This is a genomic window from Marinilabiliales bacterium, from assembly GCA_007695015.1.
Lineage (GTDB): Bacteria > Bacteroidota > Bacteroidia > Bacteroidales > PUMT01 > PXAP01.
In genome coordinates this window covers 16,025-37,885 of sequence record REEN01000045.1, presented here as the reverse complement: position 1 = coordinate 37,885, position 21,861 = coordinate 16,025, and the positions used below count along the sequence as shown (strand labels likewise).

The 21,861-nt window shown below is 48.6% G+C and carries 17 protein-coding genes; 7 read left to right on the top strand and 10 right to left on the bottom strand.

From position 1 onward, the window contains the following. The first annotated feature begins 168 nt into the window (after nucleotides 1-168). A complete protein-coding gene (locus tag EA408_04890) occupies nucleotides 169-756 on the top strand; it encodes a hypothetical protein (protein ID TVR73443.1) in 588 nt (195 codons plus the stop codon). Here the strand turns inward: EA408_04890 and EA408_04885 are convergent. The 3 genes from EA408_04885 to EA408_04875 are packed head-to-tail and all read right to left on the bottom strand — an operon-like array spanning nucleotide 737 to nucleotide 3,203. Beyond that, nucleotides 737-1,726: a transporter gene (locus EA408_04885; GenBank protein ID TVR73442.1), complete on the bottom strand. Its 990-nt coding sequence runs from the start codon at nucleotides 1,724-1,726 to the stop codon at nucleotides 737-739. The genes EA408_04890 and EA408_04885 overlap by 20 nt on opposite strands. 56 nt (nucleotides 1,727-1,782) lie before the next feature. After that, entirely contained in the window at nucleotides 1,783-2,475 is a 693-nt protein-coding gene (locus EA408_04880; GenBank protein ID TVR73441.1) for a helix-turn-helix transcriptional regulator, read from the bottom strand. Nucleotides 2,476-2,495: 20 nt separating this feature from the next. Further along, the gene (locus tag EA408_04875; GenBank protein TVR73440.1) at nucleotides 2,496-3,203 is read right to left on the bottom strand and encodes a hemerythrin domain-containing protein; all 708 of its coding nucleotides are present in this window, start codon (nucleotides 3,201-3,203) and stop codon (nucleotides 2,496-2,498) included. Nucleotides 3,204-3,395: 192 nt separating this feature from the next. Between EA408_04875 and EA408_04870 the strand changes: the two genes are divergently transcribed. Genes EA408_04870 through EA408_04855 form a run of 4 tightly spaced genes read left to right on the top strand, consistent with a single transcriptional unit; the run spans nucleotide 3,396 to nucleotide 7,385 of the window. Continuing rightward, on the top strand, nucleotides 3,396-3,866 hold the full coding sequence (locus tag EA408_04870; protein ID TVR73439.1) for a hypothetical protein: 471 nt from the start codon (nucleotides 3,396-3,398) through the stop codon (nucleotides 3,864-3,866). A 52-nt stretch (nucleotides 3,867-3,918) separates the two neighbouring features. Beyond that, nucleotides 3,919-6,336 (top strand): TonB-dependent receptor, encoded by a 2,418-nt coding sequence (locus EA408_04865; GenBank protein ID TVR73438.1) that lies wholly within the window; start codon nucleotides 3,919-3,921, stop codon nucleotides 6,334-6,336. Nucleotides 6,337-6,381: 45 nt separating this feature from the next. Further along, on the top strand, nucleotides 6,382-6,843 hold the full coding sequence (locus tag EA408_04860; protein TVR73437.1) for a DUF4625 domain-containing protein: 462 nt from the start codon (nucleotides 6,382-6,384) through the stop codon (nucleotides 6,841-6,843). Nucleotides 6,844-6,887: 44 nt separating this feature from the next. Then, a complete protein-coding gene (locus EA408_04855; GenBank protein ID TVR73436.1) occupies nucleotides 6,888-7,385 on the top strand; it encodes a DUF4625 domain-containing protein in 498 nt (165 codons plus the stop codon). Between the two features lie 167 nt (nucleotides 7,386-7,552). Here EA408_04855 and EA408_04850 read toward each other — a convergent pair whose 3' ends face one another. Beyond that, nucleotides 7,553-8,446, bottom strand: coding sequence for a DUF1684 domain-containing protein (locus EA408_04850; GenBank protein TVR73435.1), 894 nt, complete (start codon nucleotides 8,444-8,446; stop codon nucleotides 7,553-7,555). A gap of 170 nt (nucleotides 8,447-8,616) precedes the next feature. On the opposite strand from EA408_04850, the gene EA408_04845 reads away from it, so the two are divergent. Then, a complete protein-coding gene (locus EA408_04845) occupies nucleotides 8,617-9,162 on the top strand; it encodes a hypothetical protein (protein ID TVR73434.1) in 546 nt (181 codons plus the stop codon). A gap of 63 nt (nucleotides 9,163-9,225) precedes the next feature. Here EA408_04845 and EA408_04840 read toward each other — a convergent pair whose 3' ends face one another. From EA408_04840 to EA408_04830, 3 genes are all read right to left on the bottom strand, one after another. After that, on the bottom strand, nucleotides 9,226-10,653 hold the full coding sequence (locus EA408_04840) for an arylsulfatase (protein ID TVR73445.1): 1,428 nt from the start codon (nucleotides 10,651-10,653) through the stop codon (nucleotides 9,226-9,228). A 115-nt stretch (nucleotides 10,654-10,768) separates the two neighbouring features. Further along, a complete protein-coding gene (locus tag EA408_04835) occupies nucleotides 10,769-13,444 on the bottom strand; it encodes a hypothetical protein (protein ID TVR73433.1) in 2,676 nt (891 codons plus the stop codon). 97 nt (nucleotides 13,445-13,541) lie between these two features. Beyond that, nucleotides 13,542-14,852 carry a DNA repair exonuclease gene (locus EA408_04830; GenBank protein TVR73432.1) on the bottom strand — a complete coding sequence of 437 codons (1,311 nt, stop codon included), beginning with the start codon at nucleotides 14,850-14,852 and terminating at the stop codon, nucleotides 13,542-13,544. Between the two features lie 81 nt (nucleotides 14,853-14,933). Here EA408_04830 and EA408_04825 point away from each other — a divergent pair, with 81 nt between their 5' ends. After that, on the top strand, nucleotides 14,934-16,292 hold the full coding sequence (locus EA408_04825; GenBank protein ID TVR73431.1) for a gfo/Idh/MocA family oxidoreductase: 1,359 nt from the start codon (nucleotides 14,934-14,936) through the stop codon (nucleotides 16,290-16,292). Here EA408_04825 and EA408_04820 read toward each other — a convergent pair. From EA408_04820 to EA408_04810, 3 genes are all read right to left on the bottom strand, one after another. After that, the gene (locus tag EA408_04820; protein TVR73430.1) at nucleotides 16,286-18,301 is read right to left on the bottom strand and encodes a hypothetical protein; all 2,016 of its coding nucleotides are present in this window, start codon (nucleotides 18,299-18,301) and stop codon (nucleotides 16,286-16,288) included. The two genes, EA408_04825 and EA408_04820, sit on opposite strands and share 7 nt — an antisense overlap. Nucleotides 18,302-18,406: 105 nt before the next feature. Beyond that, nucleotides 18,407-18,700, bottom strand: coding sequence for a hypothetical protein (locus EA408_04815; GenBank protein TVR73429.1), 294 nt, complete (start codon nucleotides 18,698-18,700; stop codon nucleotides 18,407-18,409). Nucleotides 18,701-18,709: 9 nt separating this feature from the next. After that, the gene (locus EA408_04810; GenBank protein TVR73428.1) at nucleotides 18,710-21,835 is read right to left on the bottom strand and encodes an efflux RND transporter permease subunit; all 3,126 of its coding nucleotides are present in this window, start codon (nucleotides 21,833-21,835) and stop codon (nucleotides 18,710-18,712) included. Between the last annotated feature and the right edge of the window lie 26 nt (nucleotides 21,836-21,861).

The following is a 21,861-nucleotide window of genomic DNA, read 5'->3' as shown; positions in this document are numbered from 1 at the left end:
TCAGAAACCTGTCAGACAAACTATTTCTATTCAAAATATTAGCCACATATAATTATATTTACAAATATATATAGGAATATTGGAAATTTCAGAATAAATATTGCAAGTCCTTGTTAAATTTGCAGATTAATAAAAAGGTCCCTCATTAACAGGAACTAATTCCATAAGATGATGAAATACATATACAATATAACCACATCCGGGAAGCAGTCCGTGACGCCTCTTCCGGTTACCGCGTTCAGGATAGCGGTTTCTGCACTGTTCTTTGTCTTTCTGATAACCCTTCCGGTGCCGGTCAGACCTGCATGCTCCAATGCCGGCGGATATACAGTCGGAATTGCAAACGGGGCTACTAACGGGTTTACAGACATATCAGCCGGCAGCACCATCTCATCTGTCACCACGCCGGCAGCTCTTCCGGCCGGTAATAACCAGGCTTATCTTTACTACTTCTACTTTGTGCCCCGTTGTGATGAATGCCTGATACTGGACAAAGCACTCGGCGAATTACTGGACAAGCATTACCTGGAAGAAATTGAGAACGGACGGCTGATATTCAGAAGAATAAATCTGAGTGATCCTGACAGCCAGGAACAGGAAATTATCAGGGATCTGCGGGTCAGGCGGCAACTGCTCCTCCTGGTTTCAGAAGAAGAGACGGTAAACCTTACAAGAGACGCCTTCCGGTTTGTTGAGCGTGATCCTGACCGGTTCGAACAATCTCTTATGAACTCCCTCAATGGTTTGCTAAGGTAACCGTTTGCCGGGCAGATATATTGTAAACAATTCCCGCTGAAACCCTGAAAGATGAGGTAAGCTGTGGCCCCTTAATATCATGGTAAAGGGGCATGTCTGCAAGCACCATGAGTGAGAGGTTCGGCGTAACTGCAGCACCGATGCCCGGGGAAGCAAAAAGCCATTGCCCTCCGATTGTTTCAACGCGATCGCCGTCAAGCATGTCAGTACCCTGGTACCGGTACCTGGTAAAACCGAACAGGTCCCAGTTAATCCCGGCATAAAAACTGTAACTGAGGCCTGCACTTGCCTGTATCTCATTGCCGAAATCGTAAACCCTGGAGCCCTGGTAACCGGTGTTTTTCCCGGCATAACGAAAAGTAACACCAGATCTGAGGTTGAGATTGGGAATGAACAGGTGTGTTTTGGAAATACTGAGCCAGGAGATACCGTCAAAAGAACCTGTACCGGGTTGTATTTCCATGCCGAACTCCTCTCCCTCTGAACCGGCAAGCCTGTAGCTTCCGGTCGGAAGTTTCGGACCTATCCCGGCAGCAACTTCCCAGCCACTCCAGGCAAGAGGGTTCATAAGCCTGTATTTGGCCATCAGTATGATGTCGCCGAACCCCCATATATAGTCAACCTGCCTGCTGCCGTCTATCCTCCGCGATCCGATCTCCTGTCCCGTATATGCACCCATCGCAGCAACAGACAGCCTCCGGCTTATCCCATAGTTGACCTCAAGTACACCGGTATGAATTACCCTGATCAGGTCATTGTTCTCAAGCCTTACAGTGCCATCATACAGGCGGTCCATATAATTGAAATCATATGCAAACTGCATCTGAAAATTACCGGGAGCTGCAGTACCCAGGCCCATTCTTGCTCCGGCAGTACCCATCCCGCCGGCTATTGCACCACAGCATGGTTGAGAATAAAGGCCAGTTTCAGCAATAAGCATCAAAAAGAATATGAAACAGAGGGTTCTCATAAAGCAATTTTTATAATTACAGGGTACTCTTTCCAGCCTCAAATATATATAAACATCTATACATTTCCATTATCATGCAATTCATCAACATTGACTATCCCGTTGATGATGGCATATACAATCAGTCCGGCGACGGACTTAATATTGAGTTTGCGGGTTATGTTCTTGCGGTGGGTTATGACTGTGTGGGGACTGATAAACAGCTCTTCGGAGATCTCTTTGTTGCTCAAACCCCTGGCCAGGAGCCTGACAACGTCTTTTTCGCGGCTGGACAATGTATCATCATGTACGGGACTGCCCGGTGAAGCGGGCCTGCTTAGCATAGAGTTGATTTTACCCCTGATCTTCAGGCCGGTATCACCTACCTGGATCACCTCATCAAACAGATCTTTTAATTCATCATCAATGAGGGTGTGGATAATCGCAGCAATCCTGAAGTAGCCCGGCTTAATTTCATATTTTCCGGTATTTTCACGATTATCTCCATATTCATTGCCGTCATCCGTATCAACTGCGCCTGACCCGTTCTTCCGGTCACGGTAACCGGCAAGCCACTGCTGCATTTCAGGATCAATCAGCGCAGGATTTATAACCAGCACATCAGGTTCAAGCCTTGTCAGGGAAGTTTTAAGTCTCGAGCTACAGGAAATTTCATGGATATTGTCAAACAGGTTGAAATTTCCGGTTATCTGGACCAACCCTTTCCTGATTATCTCAGACTGTTCTGCTATGAGAATGGTTTGGCTCATATTTCATTAATTACAAGGTGTTACCTGACCTGTTTTTCGAGCTGCCTGACAACAGGGATAAGGACCTTATCTTCAATCCTTGCATGGTTTATCAGGTCCTCCTCGAAATCAATCAGCTCGTTCAGCAACCTGATACGTATATACCGGTCTCCCGCCGGAGGAAAGTATTTTACGAGGAGATTCTTCAAATCAGACAGTTTCTCCTGGATATTGTCATGCCTCTCTTCAAATACATCTACCGAGTAGTCAATCTTCTCAAGAGGCAGGCGTGACTTGCCGTAAGCGGATATCCGTTCCATATAGGGGAAGGCCGTCTCATCCTCATACGCCAGGTGATCCCTGACCTCATCGATATACTGGTCGAAAAATTTTTCAAGCTGTAATACAGCAGGGTGATCGACCCTGTTTTTAAAGTTATTTATAAGTGACTGAAGGTATGGAATTTTCTCTTCAAGATAGTAATTGTGCGATTCAGCAAGGTAGCTGATCAGCATATCCACATCAACCCGCTTCAGCTGTTTGTCAGGGAAGTAATCAGGGTTGAGAAAGGTGTTGACCATCAACAAAAAAAACTGCAGGTCAACGCCTCTTTTCAGGCATACCTCTTCAACATTATGGTCGCCGAAACCAGGCTCGATACCGAACCTCGGGAATAAAACGAGCGCCCTCTTGTCGCTGTCAACTATATCGGAAAGCTTCATCTCTCCGGTAATCTTATAATTTATCATAAGTGTATCAGGTTATCAGGTGTGCTACGGCCACACATAATTGTACATATCTTGATATTTAAAAGCAAAGATAGGAATATCCTTCAAATTATATTGATAACAATAGTGTACATGTATTATTGTGCATGAATGGTAGGCAGATAAGTTTTCTTTGTATAATTTTGCATCTGCATACCTGAATTAATTTGAAGCGTGGATAAATTCACCCGGCACAAGGCACTTCTGCTCACGGCACTGATAATGTTCCCGTTTGTTTCACAAACGCTGCATATTATCTTCCATGACCACCATCATGATGCCGGCCATATTCATGGAATAGCTCAGGAAAGCAGTAATTCGTGTCCGGCACATGCAGGTTGTTGCAGCCATACCATCAGACACGGCCAAAAACATCATACGCTGGCCGGTACAGATAGAGCCGGCGAAAATGATACTCTCCATGAGCCGGTTTCACCTGTTTTTAACGGGCAGGAATTTACTCATTTGCATGAGGAGTGTCCTCTATGTGATTTTGAACTTGCAAAATTCAGCCTTGATTATTCCGTATATATCTTCTTTACTGAAGATATAATATCTGTAATATATCCTTTCTTTTACCGGGAGCCTGCCATTCTATATACAGGCAACCACAAACTGCTGCGTGCCCCTCCACTCCTCTCCTGAAAACATCTTACTCAAAAAATTCCTCACCACTTAGTGTAATTCTTCCAGTATAATGAGAAGGTTGCTATGCCTTGTGCTGGCATCTGGTATGTTACTTGCATACACAGCGGCACAGGAAAAGGTTTATATAAGGGGAAGGGTGCTGGACAGCGATCTGCAGCCCCTTTCAGGAGCCGTCGTTTCTGACGGGTACGGCATTCTTATTGCCGTTTCCGGCCCTGACGGCCGTTTTGGTTTTTCTGCCACTGCCGGCGACAGTCTGTATTTGTCGGTTTCGCACCTTGGCTACAGGGAAACTGTTGAAAAGATAGAGATACCGCAGGCGGATACGGAAATATTGATTGTCATGGAGCGGCAGCCCGGGGTTCTGCCTGAAGTAACCATCGTGAACAATTTCTCAGATTTAAGAAGAAGAAATGAGCCGGTTACTACCGAAACGGCCGACAGGGTTTATCTTGAGATGAACAGGGGAGGCAGCCTGATGACCTCACTGTCGGCCATACCAGGTATCAGTTCGATAGAGATCGGGTCAGGACACTCGAAACCACTTATCAGAGGTTTGGGTTTCAATCGTATAGTGGTGGTTGAAAACGGCATAAGACATGAGGGGCAACAATGGGGAGCGGATCACGGACTGGAAATTGACCAGTATGCGGTTGAGAGGATAGAGGTAGTTAAAGGTCCCGCTTCGGTATTGTACGGATCAGATGCCATAGGCGGGGTGCTGCGTATTCACCAGGACCCGGTACCTGCTGCCGGCACCCTTTCGGGGAGTATAGAGCTGACCGGCAGAAGCAACAATAACCTGATTGGCGGTTCGGCCTGGCTGGCGGGAAGGAGTAAGCGGTTTTTCATTACATCACGCTTTACAGCTCTGGACTATGCCGACTACAGGATACCGGCTGACAGCGTCGAAATTTATTCGTACCACGTAATGCTGAATGACCGGAGGCTCAGGAATACGGCGGGAAAAGAGATGAATCTGCACGCTTCGGCCGGGTATCTTGTTCCGGGTTTATTAGCGCGGTTATCTGCCTCGGCCGTAACCAGCAGAAGCGGCTTTTTTGCCAATGCGCACGGACTGGAGCCCAGGAGGGTGGATACTGACCTGTATGACGAGTCGGACAGGGACATTCTGTTTCCGTCACAGAATGTAAGCCATCTCAAGTTGATGGGACATACTACCTGGGAAAAAGGCATATACAGGCTGGAAAGCGAAGCTGGTTACCAGAAAAACTTCAGGCAGGAGAATAACCATTATGTAAATCACGGTTATATGCCGGCTGTTTTTCCCGGTACTCCAGACGGGCCGCCCCACCTGGAGAGGGAGTTCGAAAAAGATATTTTTTCGCTTAATGTCAGGAATTTCTTTGAGGCTGGTAACCGGCACAGTGTTTCACTGGGACTCAATGCAGGGTACCAGGATAACAGCACGGGAGGGTACGCCTTTATTATTCCTGATTTCACGCAATTCAATACCGGCGTGTACCTTTATAACAGGATAAATACAGGCAGGCATACAAGTCTGCACACGGGGATAAGGTACGATTACGGGAGGGTGCAGACCCGGGAGGACGTGGACTGGTTCGCTACTCCCGTTGAGAACCCTGGAACTGGTGAGTATGAGGAGGTGTTTCTTACGAGGGCGGAAGCTCTTGACAGGGAATTCGGCAGTCTCAGCCTGTCGGCAGGTTTTATCTACAGTGGCAGCAACCTTTTTCTGAAGGCAAACGCCGGCAAAGGGTTCAGGATGCCAACTCCGAAAGAGCTTGCGGCAAACGGTGTCAACTACCACTATTTCAGATATGAAAAGGGCGACAGCTCACTTGATGCCGAGGTGTCCTGGCAACTGGATCTGAATGCCGGCTATGATGCAGGTGATTTTCGTGCAGAGGTGAGTCCGTTTGTCAGCTATTCGCCGGATTATATTTACCTGGACCCGACATACAGGCATGATTTTCTTTACGGAGCGGGCAACCAGATATTTGAATATGTTCAGAATGAGGTGTTGAGGACCGGAGGGGAAGTGAGGCTGAGATACAGGCCGCTGCGCTTCCTTGTTGCAGAGCTGACTGGCGACTACATTTATGCTGAGCAGCTCTCGGGAAACAAAAAGGGATTTACCATACCCTTCTCCCCTGCTCCGTCTGTAAGGCTGAATCTGTTATATTCCCCGAAAGGGAAAGGCCTATTAAATGACCCGTATGCAGGAGTTGAATTGGTGTATACACTCAAACAGTCAAGAATAGTACCCCCTGAAAAGGAGACTCCGGCTTATGAGCTTCTTCACCTTTCGGCAGGAGGGACTTTCAAGTTTAACAACACGGAGCTGGATATCAACATAAGGGTTCAGAACCTCCTGAACAGAAAGTACTTCAATCACGTAAGCTATTACAGGCTGATAAATGCACCCGAGTCCGGCAGGAACTTTATTTTGTCGGTTAAGGTGCCGTTATCCGTCGCAAATTAGCATGATTTTAAAAATGATTTTACTAACAAACTAAATTCAATAGAGATGCAAAACAGAATATCAGATATGACAAGATTCTTTATAATACTTGCAATCACAATGGCTGCAGTTTCATGCGAGAAGGATGAAATAAAGATGCCCGAGATCCGGAATTTTGAACTGGGCCATGATAACAGCAAGACGGTCCATGCAGGCAGTGAACTTCATATTGATGCCGATATACGGGCTGAAAACGGGATAGATGTTATCGTAATAGAGATCCATTTTGAAGGGTATCACAAAAAAACCATCATTATTGGCAATGGCGACCACCATCATGAATGGGAAGTTGATATAACCATGGACAAGTTCAGGGGCCTGAAAAATACCTCATTCCATGAACATATTGATGTGCCGGCAGACGCCGAACCCGGCGAATACCATTTCCATTTTAAGGTGATCGACATGGAAGGCTACACGGCTGAAATTGAAGAAGACCTTGAGGTACTCGAACCGGCTGCAGGGTAACTGTGAAGCGGCATAAGCGTGCAGAAAACTCTAAATTAGTGATTATGGATTGGTACAACAAACCGATTAATGGCAGATGGATCTCAGTTATTTGTCTTGTGGTTTCAGTAATAATTGCGTCGTGCGAAAAGGAAGAAAAGGACACTGAGTTACCTGTCATAGATATGACCGGTGCAAACCATTTTCCCCAAAACTGTGATACGGTCTATATTGGCGAAGCTTTTAGATTCAGTGCCCGTTTTACTGACAATTTTGAGCTTGGCTCCTATTCAATAGACATTCACCACAATTTTGATCACCATTCGCATAGTACTGAAATGTCCGATTGTCCGATGGATCCCGTTAAAACACCGGCAAACCCCTTCCTGTTCATAGAGCAGTTTGACATTCCTGAAGGGAAAACCGGGTATCAAGCTGAACAGGAGATCATGGTGCCTGAAGGTGTTGATGACGGGGACTATCACCTGATGGTCAGGCTTACCGACAAAACGGGCTGGCAGGCTATCAGGGGTATAAGCATCAAGCTGGCTGTCAGGCCATGACGGGGAAAGGCTCGTTGTGGGGGCCGGCACCTCGATGGAGAGCGGCACTGTGATGAAGAGCAGCACCGTTTAAAGGGTCAAAGCTTTTATGGGGGCCGGTGCCTTGATAAGAACCGGCCCCTTTATGCCAGACAATGTCATTCAGGCGATGAGGTGTTTGTGTATTATCAGAAGATGAATGGTACCGCCTTCTCGCCTGCATATATCCCGAAGGTGAGGTAGTTCTCTCCCGGGGGAAGGGGACAGGTGGCGTATGGTGAGAATGCGCAGGGCGGATTGTACGCCTTGTTGAAATCCAGATATACGTAGCCATCTTTATCAGGCCCGTCTGCATAAAGAAAACGCCCTCCGCCATATGTCTCCAAACCATTGGTTTCATCGGCAAAGATTACGAACAGCCGCTCCCTGCTCCCGGTCGGATAGAGCCTGACATTTTCTCCATCCATTTCAAACTCGAGTACTCCCGGCACACTCTCCCTTGATATCTCTCCCAGCACGTCGGGCACATTGATCGTCATATCCTTTTCCGCTTCAATAAATTTTGCACGTATGATCCATTCTTTGTCCGCTGCAAACCTTTCGATCACCTGAAGGGAATCGAGCCTTGGATGGATATAGTCCCGCAGCCTTATTCCAACTCTTTCACCCCGGCTTATAATAAAAAAACCAAGGGAATCGACTGTCAGAAGTCCGGCATCGCTTCCCTCTCCGAATATAACAATATTGCCGTCAACAGCACTTCCGTCAGCGCTGATGCTGACTCCTGCAGCAGGAGCAAAAGAAACATTCCCGTCATCCAGGGTCATGCTCCCGATTTTTTCCGGCCCCCTCGGAAAAACAATAGTATTGCCCGATGCCGACCCTATGGTGTTCGTACCCTCGCGAAGCCAGAAAAGTCCCGCCAGGTTTGCCCATCCGGTGGGGGACTTAAGATTGTGCAACCTGGCCGAATCCCATTCGGCAATATGCCGGGCATACTCAGATTGACTCATGTCTTTCCCGCGGCTGACGGATAAGAAAAGGAATACAACCGCAGAAAGCAAAATTATATTTCGTAACATATAAATTTCCTGTTAAGTATTGAATTTATCTTAATCCAATGATTGCTAACAGGTACAAAATTACCCATTTTAAAACAAAATATAAACAAACGTTGAACATAAATATCCATATATGTGTTTATTATATTAAACAAATTTAAATTGCGTTACCACCCTAAACCATAAAGTCTATGAAAGCTGCAAACTACCTCAGATCACTTATTGTTTTACTGTCGGTCACCTTCTTCCTGGCAGCATGCGAGAAAGAAGAGATGATGGATCCTGAAAATATCAGTTCTGAAATCCTGGCACCTGATGTAACAGAAGCACCTGTAATAACCATTACCAGATCACCGGAAGACGGGCAGTCTTTCATGAAAGGCTATACGATCAATATTGCGGGGACTGTAAGCCATTCAACTGCTGTTGCGCAGTTGTATATCGGACTGGTACGGGGTAACTCTGAATTATCCGACGCAGAGATTAATTCTCATAATTCAATAACCATGCTTAACCAGACTGAGTTTGAGGATCCCGGCCTTGTTGATTTTGATGCAAGAATTGTAACCGGTGCAACTTACGACAATGACAAAACACCCAAAGAGCTAACCGGAGACCTTGAGTGGCTGGATATGGAATATTTTATTATCGTTAAAGCCAGAGCTGCTTTTAACGGACCTACTGAGATTTCTCAAAGATTCGTTATAAATATCGAAGGGTGTGAATGTGAAGGCTGAAAATGCCCCCGGGATACAGTCTCACAAATTGTTGCAGCCGCCGGCAACAATATTGCAGTCATTTCATTCTCTCTCGAAAGCAAAAGTAAATTCGGGGTTATGAGTACGCGCGTTTTGCATTATTGAACCGGCCATGGCAACGATCTCAGGATGCATGGGGGCGATATCGTTCTCCTCTCCCGGATCGGCCGCAAGGTCGTACAACTCGATGGGAGCATCCGGGTTGTTGCCCATGTTCAGGCGGACTGCTTTCCAGTTGCCCATCCTGACCGCCTGGCGGCCTCCGTGCTCATGGAACTCCCAGTAAAGGTACTCATGCTCCTCCTGCACACCTTTTCCTGTTAACTCGGGGACCATAGAAATACCGTCGGTATCATCGGGGACTTCAATACCGGCCAGTTCGGCATAGGTTGGCATCATATCCCAGTAAGCAGAGATGTGTCCGCTTACCGACCCTGCCTCAACCACACCGGGCCACCAGGCGATGAACGGGACCCTTATACCGCCTTCATAGAGGTCACGTTTCTGTCCCCTGAGTCCCCCGCTGCTGTCAAAATATTCCGGGTCGGCGCCTCCCTCTGAATGGGGCCCGTTATCGCTTGTAAAGATCACAAAGGTGTTTTCTCCAATTCCAAGTTCCTGTACCAGGTCAAGTATTTCCCCCACCTGCCGGTCCAGCCTTGTTATCATCGCGGCAAGGACCGCTCTTGGCTCATCCTGCGAACAGTAACCGAAAAATCCGGGTGCAAGATGAGACCTGTCCGCTCCATAGGGCACTCCTTCCCAAGGGGTCTCCTCAAACCTGCCCCGGTACATTTCAAGGATATCGTCTTCAGGCACAATAAGCTCAGCATGAGGAATAAGCGAGGGCACAAAAAGGAAGAAACTGGTATCGGCGTTATCCCTGATAAAATCAAGTGTCCGGTCGTGAATTACATCAGGTGCAAAGGTAACAGTATTGTGCCAGTCGTTGCCTTCCAGATAGTATTTGCTGTCATTATCCCATATATACTCCGGGTAGTAGCGGTGGGCGAAACGCTGGCAGTTGTACCCGAAAAACAGATCAAAACCCTGGTTCAGCGGATCTCCTTCAGAACCCGGATAACCAAGACCCCATTTCCCGAAAGCGCCGGTCACATATCCTGCCTCTTTCAAAAGCGATGGGATGGTGACGGTGCCTGCCCTAAGCGGAAACTGTCCCTCGGGAAGTATTTCCCTGTTACCGCGTATCTGGGTTTTACCGGTATGAAGGCCTGTCATGAGCGACGACCTGGCCGGGGCCGACACTGTGCTTCCCGAATAGTGCTGTGTAAAGAGCATACCCATCTCCGCCATCCTGTCAATATTGGGTGTTTTAATATGCTCCTGCCCGTAGCATCCCAGGTCCCCGTACCCGAGGTCATCGGCTACTATATAGATAAGGTTGGGGCGGACAGGCAAGCGGGCCTTGTCACCTGAAGGCCCGCATGAAACCATGTGAGCTGCCGGCATTACCACGGCGGCGGCAAGTGCGCCATACTTAACCACATTCAACGCTGATGAGTTGTACAACGGGTAATGTCCATTAGTAGAAACCCGGCTGGTGTTATCCCTGTTAATAACCATTTCAATGTCTTTTTAAACTGCTATCTAATTCAATGACATTTATCTTTTTATTTTCCCAAAGTCCTGCGACCCCAGGGTGGCAACTGAATACGATCATCTGCCTTTCTGTACAGAATTTATGAAGCAAACCGGCCATCCGTGCCACCCGGTCAGGATCAGAATTTACAAGCACTTCGTCCATGACCAGGGGAAGGGGCTCGGACTGCTTTTCGTATTCTTCAATGAAACCCAGCCTCAGGCAGATGAGCAGCTGCTCCCTGGTCCCCCTGCTAAGTTCACCGATAGCCTTGTACATCCCTTCCCTGTGGTAAACACGCATCTCCTTTGAATCAGCAGATACCTGCAGCCTGGCATATTCACCTCCGGTAACATCTGAAAAATAACCGGCTGCACTGCTTATTACAGCAGGCTGCTTTTCCTCTTCATAGCTGGTCTTTACACCGGTAAGAAGTTCAATGGCCATGCGCCCCGCCAGCCAGTCCCCGACAGCCTTGCCCAGCATGGTTTTCCCTGTTTCAAGAGCTGACAAAAGCGAGGCCATATCACTCTCCTTTTCAATACGGGCTATCTCGGCCGTGATCTCTCCGCTTTTAACATTAAGCTGCCTGATAGCGGCATCAAGTTCCGAAACGGCTAGTTCCAGCTCACGAACCTCAGCCTCAGTCTCTTCTTTGCTTCTGCCGGAGAACCACTCCACGACCTCTTCAAGCCGTCCTGACCCCATAATGATTTCTATGTTATCTGCTGTCCTGTCCCTCTCAGCGGTCAACTCCCCTATTCGCTCGTTTAACCGGTGTTTCCGGCTGAAATCTTCAGGATCTTTGGCCCCTGCAGCATCCAGTAACCGGGCTATCTCTTTTTCAGTGGCTGCAACTCTTTTCTCAATAGCATCGATCTCTTTAGTCCTCCGCTCCAGCTCTTCGCTATACTTCTCCTTCAGTTTACGCTTTTCGTCAGCATCCTTGAAAATTTCTATTATCCTGCTGGCGTGAAAATCCATACTTCCTTCCGCTACAGCATCGATGCCGGCGACAGGAGCAACCGACATTACAACCTTTTCATACTCATCAATAAACTGTTTCCTCTCCTCCTGTTTAGCTTCCGTTTCCCTTATGCGTTCAAGTATTCCGGCTGCATTATCAATTTCATCCAGTACCCGCAATGCGGTCCCTGCCGGAATAGTTCCCTTTATTCCAATTCTGCCCGACATGTATTCATTATACAGGGAGATGATCTTCTTCTCCTGCTCCCGGAGTTGATTGACCTCATCAGAAGGATCTGCATCCGGTCTTCGTGACATTGCCATCCTGCTGCCGGCAAGGACAGCCAACGCTGCCAAAACAAGAGCCCCTCCTGCAACATGAACAGAATAATAAAATGCAGGTATGGCAGCTATTAAAAGTACCGCCGATATCAGCACCGCTATAATACGGATATCCCGAATGCTCAGTCCCCGCCGGTTTGCGCCGGCTAGTGCCTCAGCCTTAATAATCTTGTTTCTTACCTCTTCAAGATCTGATATAAAAGAGCTTATGGCAGACCTGTGAATATCTCCACCACTGATATCGGTTATTGTTTCCGGTGTCCATGACCGGTCTATTCCCGTTACCAGTCCGTTCAGCCTGTCTTTGAGTGCGGAAACAGAAGTGGCTTCTTTCCTGTAATCAGTGACCAAACCAGTATACATAGACAGGTTGCTTTTAAGGTATTCAACCCTGCCCGTCTCATTAACAATTTTACTGTTAAATTCCGTCCCTGCAACAAGATCCTTTAGCTCATCAATGCCCATGTTCCCGGCTTCCCCTTTAATGAGAGCATGCAGTCTGCCGGCATACTCTTCTTTCCTTTCCTCAAGTTTTCCCATCAGCTCCATTCCCCTTTCCGGCCATGGAAGCGGCCCGGGCAGTTTTTCCAGCTCCGCTGCTGCCTTCAGGTACCTTACACAGCTCTCGTGGCATTTGAGAAGGTTCCCGGCTCTGCCGGCAGCTGCCGTTTTCTCCCTGGCCAGTTCCTGCACCCGGCCTGCCTCCCTTTGGGTCCTCTCGAGCTCTTCCTTTAGCTCCCTTCGCCTGGGCAAAAGTGCCTGCCTGGATGCTATCTCCTCCTTAAGCCCGCCATTGCTTTTCAATATTTCACTGATCATCCTTCCCCTGCCTCCCGGCTTATGTACCTTGTCAATGCGGCTTCTGATCCCATCCTCTAAATCTGCCAGCGATATATCACCCAGACCCATGCCAATGCTGAACATCCTGTCCTCCACGCCGGACTGGGTAAGAGATTCAAGACTAACCAGCTCATCGAGTGTGAAGGCATACACCTTATTATAGATAGATTCATTTGTATTCCCCAGCAACCGGCTCAGTACGCTTTCACTTCCAAACTCCTGTCCCCCGGTATATACCGATAATTGTCCGTTTCCTTTACGGTCAACCACCAGCTCATCGCCCGTGGCCAGGGTTGCAATGATCCTTCCCCCGTGGCCTCCCCCCTTTAAAGGAGCCATTCTCTGGTCCCTGTAATGCGGGTACCCGAAAAGCGTATACCTGAGAAACCGGTGAAGCGTACTCTTGCCCGCTTCATTCCTGCCAAGTATCACATTGACCCCCTGTTCCAGTCCCTGCAGCCTGAAATCACTGTAAATACCAAAACCGTCAATATGTATTTCCCTTATGTGCATTCATTATGATTAATATTCAACCTGTCTTGCCGGCGGTTCATTGTCCGGGTCGTTCCGGTGTTTCATTTCCCGGCCCGCACCGGCATTATTGCCCGTCTCACACCGGCGGTTCATTGTCCGGGCCACCGGCAAGCCTTTCCAGCAATAACCATTTTGCCCTTTCAAGCGCATCACGTTTATCCTGCATGGACAGTTCGCCTGTCTCCCTGAATATGCGGGCAGCAGGCAGCTCATTGACAATCTTCTCAACCAGCCCTTCAAGTCTTGCCTCATCAGCCTCGTAATGCCTGATGGTGCGTACCAGCTCGCCGGTAAAATCTTTCCCCCCGGCAAGTTTTTCAACATCAACAGGAAGTGAAGTCAACAGCTCGATACTGTCAACAAACAGGAAATGTTCGCCTTCGCCGTACCTGCTGTTGAGCTCTTCGGCCATCTGTTCAGTTTCTCCGCTGCGCATCAGCCTCCGGTGCAGTTCAGTACGGCCGGTAAGCCGTATTCTGACCATGAAGCGCCCCGCCTCCTGCAAATGAAAAACCTTATCCAGCTCAGCGCCGATCAGGTCATTCATATCATATAAACTATCCACTCCGTTCAGGTCTATATCAACCTCCTCAAACCTGATATGATGAACGGGCACAAACCGGGCCTCAGGCTTACCCCCTTCTTTCATCTCAACGAGATAGCAACCCCTGGAACCTGTTTCACCAAAATCCCTTCCCTGCGGATTCCCGGGATAGACTACCAGCGGGTCCCGGCTCAGAACCCTGTGTTTGTGGACATGGCCCAGTGCCCAGTAATCAAAGGTAGTCTCCAGCAGCTCACCAAGCCTGAAAGGTGCATATTTCTCATCATATCCAACAACATCAGCCATTCCGTGCAGCATAGCAATCGATACAGGTGCGGCACCCCCTGTTTTTTTGTATAGGGGTACAAGGCTCTCCCTTATATGGCTTGAACCGTAGCTGATCCCGTAAATGTCGGCCGCCGGCTTACCGCCCCTGGAGAAGGTAATCTTTTCAACGTGTGATGATCCGAAACGGTAAACACCTTCCGGCAGAACAAAGCTGCTGTCCCATGCACCCAGGTGGTCGTGATTGCCGCAAATGAAATAGACGGGAATATTTTGTTCCGTTAACCGCTTAAGTTCATCCAGGAATTTTATCTGTGCAGCAAGGCTGGCATTCTCGCTATCGAATATATCGCCGGCGACAAGCAGGAAATCAACCTTCTCGTTGATGCAAAGGTTAATTATACTGACAAGGCTGCGGTAGGTGGCATCCCTCATCCTTTCAGCCAGCGAGGGGTTCCACGTGGCAAGGCCCTTGAAAGGGGTATCAAGGTGCAGGTCGGCGGTATGAACGAATTTTAATTGTTTCAATGTTGATTTTGTGCTATATTGGTTGCTCATTCAGAACCGGCATATAATTGCAACTAAAATATATATTCTCTGCAAGATTAACCACCAAATCAACGCTTAAATATCAACAATATGGACAGGAGGAAATTCATAACACGTACAGGAGCCGCAGCAGCAGGCGCATTATTTGTAAACCCGGTCACAGCCATGACCCCGCCGGCAGGCTCTTCGGCGACCAGGAAGAGACTCGGACTGGTGGGAACGGGTGTCAGGGGCATCGGAATGTTCGGAAGGGATCTGTTAAGGGACTATTCTGATTATGTTGAACTTGTCGGGCTGTGCGACATAAACCCGGGCAGGCTGAGAGTGGCAAGCGAAGCAATAGGCGCCGGCTGTCCCACCTTTACCAGCCTTGAAGAGATGATAAGAAGGCAGAAGCCTGAAACACTGATTGTGACAACAGAGGATTCATCCCACCATGAAGTGATAATCAAGGGGATGGAGATGGGTTGTGACATCATAACAGAGAAGCCGCTTACCATTGACGAGAATAAGGCCCAGGCGATCATAGACGCCGAAAGAAAATACCGCAAGAGGGTGATAGTCACTTTCAACTACCGTTATCCGCCCTACCGTGCAAAAATGAAAGAACTGATAATGGACGGGATGATTGGCGATATAAGGTCGGTTGAGTTTCACTGGCAGATTCACCATGCGCACCTTCAGCAGTACATGATGAGATGGCACGGCGAGAGCAACAGGGGTGGCACACTCTGGGTGCACAAATCAACCCATCATTTTGACATGGCCAACTGGTTCATCAACTCAGAGCCGGCCCGGGTGCAGGCATTCGGCGCACTCGAAAGGTTCGGGAGTAAGGGCCCCTTCCGGGGGAAGAACTGCAGGAACTGTGCCTACACTTCTGAATGCCCGTACTACTGGAATATAAATGAAAGTGACTACCTGAAAAGGCTTTATGCCGACAATGAGCATTACGACGGCTACATAAGGGATAATTGCGTGTTCAGGCATCAGATAGACATACATGAGAAACACTCGGCAATTGTGGAATATGCCAATGGTGCCTACCTCAACTATTCGCTGACTGCAGACACCGATTTCGACGGTTACTGGATAGCCTTCAACGGAACCAAAGGGAGACTTGAGGCCAGGGTCCTTGGATACCCGCGAAAAGACCACGTCGACCTGGTGTTCACTCCTGTAGGCATTTATAACAGCCGCCAGTCCGAGATCATCAGGGCTGAATTTGCAAGAGGCGGCCACTGGGGCGGCGATCCGATCATGAACGACAAGCTGTTCAAGGATCCTGACATGCCTGATCCGCTGGGACAGCAGGCAGGAGTAAGGGACGGGGTGATGTCAATCCTGATAGGCGTTGCGGCAAGAAAAAGCATCGCAGAGAAAAGGCCTGTTGATATTGCCAGCCTTACCGACCTTGAACCTATGGCGGTAAAGCCTGCCGGTCACTGATTACCACCCTGCCAGTCGACCTGCCTGATAAAAAGGTCTTCATAGCCGAGTTCACGTAATCTTCCGGCTTCACTTTCCGCCTCATCGCGGCTTGAGAAGAGTCCGTAAGAATACCTGTAAAGCCCGTCATTCCCCCTGATGCACATCACCTCGTCAAGGTTGCTGAAATGGCTGCCATCGAGGTAATTGTTCATTGCCATTAGCTGGATCGTGTAATTGGGAACGATATTGTTGATACGTATGAAAGCTTCAGGGTATCCTGTATCACGTAACTGTGTAAGTACGGGAAGGGCCTCTGCTTCGGTACGGTAATAACCTGTTATCAACCTGTTTATGCCATCCCTGTCATAATGAATAATAACGCCAGGTCGGGCACCTGCAAGGTCGGCGCTTACGGGTTCAGCAAGTGCCAGGAACTGAACACTGTAGCTCCGGCCTTCGGCAATATGGGCCGGTAATACCGAAGGCACCCTCAGGTCATCAATGTCAGGTTCATAAAGATCAGTTTCATCAGCGGGATCAAAGGTATCGACGGGATCATAAATTCCGGCAATATCGGGTTCAGGAGCCGGGTCATGAGGCACCGGGTCATATTCCGGATCAGGTACATCCATAACCACGGGCGGGGTATCACCAACAGGTTCGCCGGCGGCTTCGTCAACAGGTCTGGCCTCATCGGCTAGCAGCCTTTCCTGCACCGGTTCTGCCGGTTCATCCTTTGCTCCAAGGTGTGCAAACACAGCCTCCGGTTCCGTCATGGTCACCCGGTGTATATCACTTCTGCCAATTCCGTTCTCATCATGCAGTGAAACATATCCTGACCGGCCGTCACCAACGGGGAACCAGAACAGGTTATCACCTGCATCATTGACTGGGTAGCCCAGGTTGTGAACAACAGCCGGGTTCTCAAGGTCAACGTAAAAAACATCATACCCCCCCATGCTGTTATGCCCCTCGGAGCTGAAGAACAAAAACCTCCCGTCGGTGGTTACAAAGGGGGTCTCTTCGTTGAAGGACGTGTTGATTGAAGAGCCCATGTTGACCACATCCCTCCACCGTCCACGGCCGTCGAGAGTTGCCCGGTATATATCAAGTCCCCCAAACCCTCCTGGCCGGTCACTGGTAAAATAGAGCCTGCTGCCGTCGGCGCTCACCGAGGCGTGTGTCTCATTGTGCCTGCTGTTTACGGGCCTGCCTATACTCCTTGCCCTGCTCCACTCTCCGTTCTCAAAACTACTGGTATAGATATCTGATGCATCGGGCACGTAATAGACAAGGTACAATTCATTGCCATTGTAGGAGATACCTGTTGTCATCAGGAAATCCCTTCTGAGATGCCTGGTTATGTTTACCGGTCTTCCCCATTCATCGCCTCTCCTGCGGGAAACAAAAACATCAAAACCTCTTTTAGATATGCGTGTAAATGCCATGGTTGTGCCATCACCTGAGATGACAGCATTCACATCGGCATCGTTGCTGTTGATACCTCTTCCGAGATTCTCCTGATCCACCGGATGTGGTCTTGCGGTAAATCCTTTAAGATTATCAATGCTCTTAATATACTGGCCGGCAAGCCTGTACCCCTCATCATCTTCCGGCATCATGCCGCGGTACCTGTTATAGGCTTGAGTAGCCGCTTCAAACCGGTTGGCACGCTGATAGGCTTTTCCCAGGAGAAGCCACACCTCGGGCGGGGACCTGTCCTCCCGGAGCGAAAGGACATCTGCTTCAGCAGAGGAGTTGGCTGAGGCCTTTTCCAGGTAAGTAATGGCATCTTCAAGATGTCCCTCTGCATTAAAGTAACAGTATCCGATCCTGAACTTTATGTTTGCATTTCCGGGCAGTTCATTGAGTATCCTGATGTAATTGGCGGCGGCATCGGCATAGAGCTTGTTCATGATCATATATCCTCCATCCTGATCCAGCATATGAATCCTGTTCCAGTTCTGCGCCGCAGGTTCAATTAACCGTACAAGCAACAATATAGCCAGCAACCCGGTTCTGAGCATCCTCTTTTACTCCCTGTTTCCTGTTTGATCTGCAAATAATAACAAAAATAGGTAAAGACCAAAAAAAACCGGTATAATAAATACCGGTTTATGAACAGGTGAGGGTCAGTAGCTCTTTTCAATGTTCCACACGAACGCCCTTACACCAACCTCCTTGTTTATCTCATCGAGTTTCCTGACACAGTCAAGCAGCTCATCAACCATATCATCGGGTATGATGGTCATTACTGCCGAATTGAGCTCCGGCCAGGTATGGGTTCCCATGCGCGGCTCGCCGGTGTCTGATCCCCGGCCCTTCACCTCGCTCCACCAGGTAAAACCATTAATTTTCAACCTGTCAAGTATGAATTCAACTCTTTCGCTGTTCGCCTGGTTAAATATTATCATTACAGCCTTCATAATATCCGGTTATTTGTCCTCACAATTAAGAAAAGTAAATTTATTCCTGATCTTCTGCAGCTTGTCCCTTTCACCCCTGCGGGAGAAGATACCGTATACTACGGGGACAAGTATCAGGGTTACCGCAGTCGAAAACAGCAGTCCCCCGATCAGCGTAATTCCCATCGGACTCCATATTTCCGAACCTTCGCCCCGGCTGAGTGCAAGAGGCAGCATGGCCATCATGGTCGTCATAGCAGTCATCAGCACCGGTCTGAGCCTTAACCTGCCCGACATGGCTATTGCCTCGTTGAGGGCATGTCCACGGTCACGCATCAGGTTAATGTAATCAATAAGCACAATGCCGTTCTTGACCACTATCCCTATAAGAAGCACCGCCCCAAGTCCCGCGATAACGCTGAGTGTGGTATTGGTTAAAAACAGGGCCAGCAAAACACCTGTAAAGGAAAAGGGAATGGAGAACATTATCACAAACGGCATTACGAAGGATTCGAACTGGGATGCCATGACAAGGAACACCAGGATGAGACTTATCAGCAACAGCAAGCCAAGATCCATGAATGAATCCATCATATCCTCATAGGCACCGCCGACATTTACCAACACCCCGGGTGGTATCTCAGTAGAGGAAACTATAGAGTTGATCTCAGAAGCAAGGTCACCCAGTGCTATTCCCGACGGTACAGCCGAAACAGTCACCACCCTATCCCTTCTTTTCCTTTCTATATTTGGTGGGTTCCAGTATTCCCGCACCTCGCCCACCTCGGCAAGCCTTATCTTGTTGCCCATCGGATTGGTAATGGTAATTGCTTCAAGATCTGAAACCGAACTTCTGAACTCCTCACCGTACCTTACAATTATGTCATACTCCTCGCCCTCTTCCCTGAATATGGAGGCTGTCATACCTGCCACCCTGTTGCGGATGGCAGATGAGACCATTGCAGTGTTCAGCCCGTTCTCAGCAAGCTTGTTCCTGTCCAAAACTACCTGGAGCTCAGGTCGCTCATCCTTACGGCTGATCTGAACATCCTCGGCACCGGGAATAGCCTCTATTTTGGAGTGTATCTCATTGGCAAGTCTGGTTGTAACCTCAAAATCGTAACCGAATATCTCGACATCGACAGTAGTGCTTCCCATACCTCCTCCCCCGGCAGTCACGGAATATTCGACTATCTCGGGTATCTGCTCCATCTGCCTCCTCAGATCATCAGCAATTTCCCATACCGAGCGGTCTCGTTGATCAACAGGCGACAACCGCATTACCAGGTCTATCATATTGGAACCTGACTGCCCGAACAATCCTGCCATACCTCCCTCATCATCAGAACCTGCAGAAACAGCATACAGCCGAACCTCGGGATACCTCTCTTCGATTATCCTCTCCAGTTCTCTGGCTACCTTTATGGTCTCTTCAACACGCAGTCCTGTCGTCAGCTCTGCTTCAGCATTAATTCTGCTCTCATCCGTCTCCGGCATAAACTCGGTACTTATGAAATTCAGAAGGAATAGTGAGCCGGCAAACACAATGACAGCGAGTGCCAGAACTTTTCTTTTGTTACGCAGGGCAACACGCAGGCTCTTCTCATAAAACCCTTCGATCGCACCTATAATGGGATTTACAATCCGCGCATGGCTGATCAGGCCCGGTGCAAGGCCTTTTTTCCGCAACTCCAGCAACTGCGAAGCCATCATCGGGGTAAGAGTTATCGCGGCAAGGGTTGAGGTGACTACGGTTATCGTCACGATCCATCCAAGCTGTCTGAAAAGCACACCGGTCATACCCCCGACCAGGGTAAGCGGGAAGAACACTGCCACAATGACCAGGGTGGTTATTATGACGGAAAGCCAGACTTCGTTTGTGGCATATATGGCTGCCTCACGGGGACTGGTTCCGCGTTCTACATGCCGCGATATATTCTCCAGAACAACGATGGCATCATCTACTACCATACCCAGCGCTATTGACAGGGAGGCAAGGGAGATCACGTTAAGTGAGCCGCCGGTGACATACAGGTATATAAAAGAGACAATCAATGATATCGGAATCGTGAGCACGACTATGAATGTAGCCCTCCATTTGCCCAGGAAGAACAGTACCACCAGTACAACGAAGAATAGTGCCCACAACATGGTCCGTGACAGGTTGCTTACAGAGTTACTGATGAATACTGAAGTATCTATTATTTCCTGTACCTCAATATCAGGCGGAAGGTCTCTCTGCAGCTCCTCAATGGCGCTCTTGACATCCCTGGCAACACGGACAGTGTTGGCGCCGGACTGCTTCATGACCATCATGCGCACACCCTGGCGCCCGGTAATACGGGAGTCGATCGATACATCCCGGAGTGTGTCTCGTACCTGGGCGACATCGCGGAGGTATATTGAGTTGCCCATAAAATGACCGACAACAAGATCCTCCAGCTCATAACTCTCACTTATCTCCCCCTCTACCCTGAGCTGGTAATCCATCATTCCCATCCTGATGTTTCCTGACGGCATATTCAGATTCTCAGCCCTTATAGCGTTACCAATCTGCTCAATGGTAAGGTTGTATGCATCGAGGCGCACGGGATCGGCTTCAACATATATCCTTCTCTGGGGAGAACCTATTACCATTACCGACCCTATACCGTCAATACGGTTCAGGGGATTAATAATTCTCTCGTCGAGTATTTTCGCCAGTCCGGGATAACTCTCATCTGCAGTGAATGCATAGAAAACTATCGGCACCATGCTAATGTCAAACTTGAATATGGTGGGACGGCTCACCTCATCAGGGAGGTAGTCATAAAGCAGGTCTATGGCATCTCTGATATCATTCGATGCCTCGTTCATGTCAGACTCCCATTCGAATTCAAGAAATATGACCGAAAGGTTATCGCTCGATACCGATGTGATCTCCTTAAGTTTATCAACCCTGTTGAATGCATCTTCCAGGGGCCGTGTCACATTTGTTTCAATATCACTGGCATTGGCGCCCGGATAGCTGGTTATTACCGAGATGAATGGGGGTTCCATCTCCGGATACAGATCGACAGGGATGTAGATAAGCGAATATATACCCATCACGATCACCGCCGTAAAGATCATAAAAGTGGTGATGGGTTTGTTTACTGCGCTCTTGTATATACTCATCTTGATAGTGATTACATGTATAATAA

What these genes read in the sequence shown, in the direction of transcription:
- EA408_04850 (TVR73435.1), bottom strand. Translation starts at nt 8,446, where the DNA reads ATGTTACGAAATATAATTTTGCTTTCTGCGGTTGTATTCCTTTTCTTA.
- EA408_04835 (TVR73433.1), bottom strand. Translation starts at nt 13,444, where the DNA reads ATGCACATAAGGGAAATACATATTGACGGTTTTGGTATTTACAGTGAT.
- EA408_04880 (TVR73441.1), bottom strand. Translation starts at nt 2,475, where the DNA reads ATGAGCCAAACCATTCTCATAGCAGAACAGTCTGAGATAATCAGGAAA.
- EA408_04890 (TVR73443.1), top strand. Translation starts at nt 169, where the DNA reads ATGATGAAATACATATACAATATAACCACATCCGGGAAGCAGTCCGTG.
- EA408_04810 (TVR73428.1), bottom strand. Translation starts at nt 21,835, where the DNA reads ATGAGTATATACAAGAGCGCAGTAAACAAACCCATCACCACTTTTATG.
- EA408_04860 (TVR73437.1), top strand. Translation starts at nt 6,382, where the DNA reads ATGCAAAACAGAATATCAGATATGACAAGATTCTTTATAATACTTGCA.
- EA408_04825 (TVR73431.1), top strand. Translation starts at nt 14,934, where the DNA reads ATGGACAGGAGGAAATTCATAACACGTACAGGAGCCGCAGCAGCAGGC.
- EA408_04855 (TVR73436.1), top strand. Translation starts at nt 6,888, where the DNA reads ATGGATTGGTACAACAAACCGATTAATGGCAGATGGATCTCAGTTATT.
- EA408_04885 (TVR73442.1), bottom strand. Translation starts at nt 1,726, where the DNA reads ATGAGAACCCTCTGTTTCATATTCTTTTTGATGCTTATTGCTGAAACT.
- EA408_04815 (TVR73429.1), bottom strand. Translation starts at nt 18,700, where the DNA reads ATGAAGGCTGTAATGATAATATTTAACCAGGCGAACAGCGAAAGAGTT.
- EA408_04865 (TVR73438.1), top strand. Translation starts at nt 3,919, where the DNA reads ATGAGAAGGTTGCTATGCCTTGTGCTGGCATCTGGTATGTTACTTGCA.
- EA408_04830 (TVR73432.1), bottom strand. Translation starts at nt 14,852, where the DNA reads ATGAGCAACCAATATAGCACAAAATCAACATTGAAACAATTAAAATTC.
- EA408_04840 (TVR73445.1), bottom strand. Translation starts at nt 10,653, where the DNA reads ATGCCGGCAGCTCACATGGTTTCATGCGGGCCTTCAGGTGACAAGGCC.
- EA408_04845 (TVR73434.1), top strand. Translation starts at nt 8,617, where the DNA reads ATGAAAGCTGCAAACTACCTCAGATCACTTATTGTTTTACTGTCGGTC.
- EA408_04820 (TVR73430.1), bottom strand. Translation starts at nt 18,301, where the DNA reads ATGCTCAGAACCGGGTTGCTGGCTATATTGTTGCTTGTACGGTTAATT.
- EA408_04875 (TVR73440.1), bottom strand. Translation starts at nt 3,203, where the DNA reads ATGATAAATTATAAGATTACCGGAGAGATGAAGCTTTCCGATATAGTT.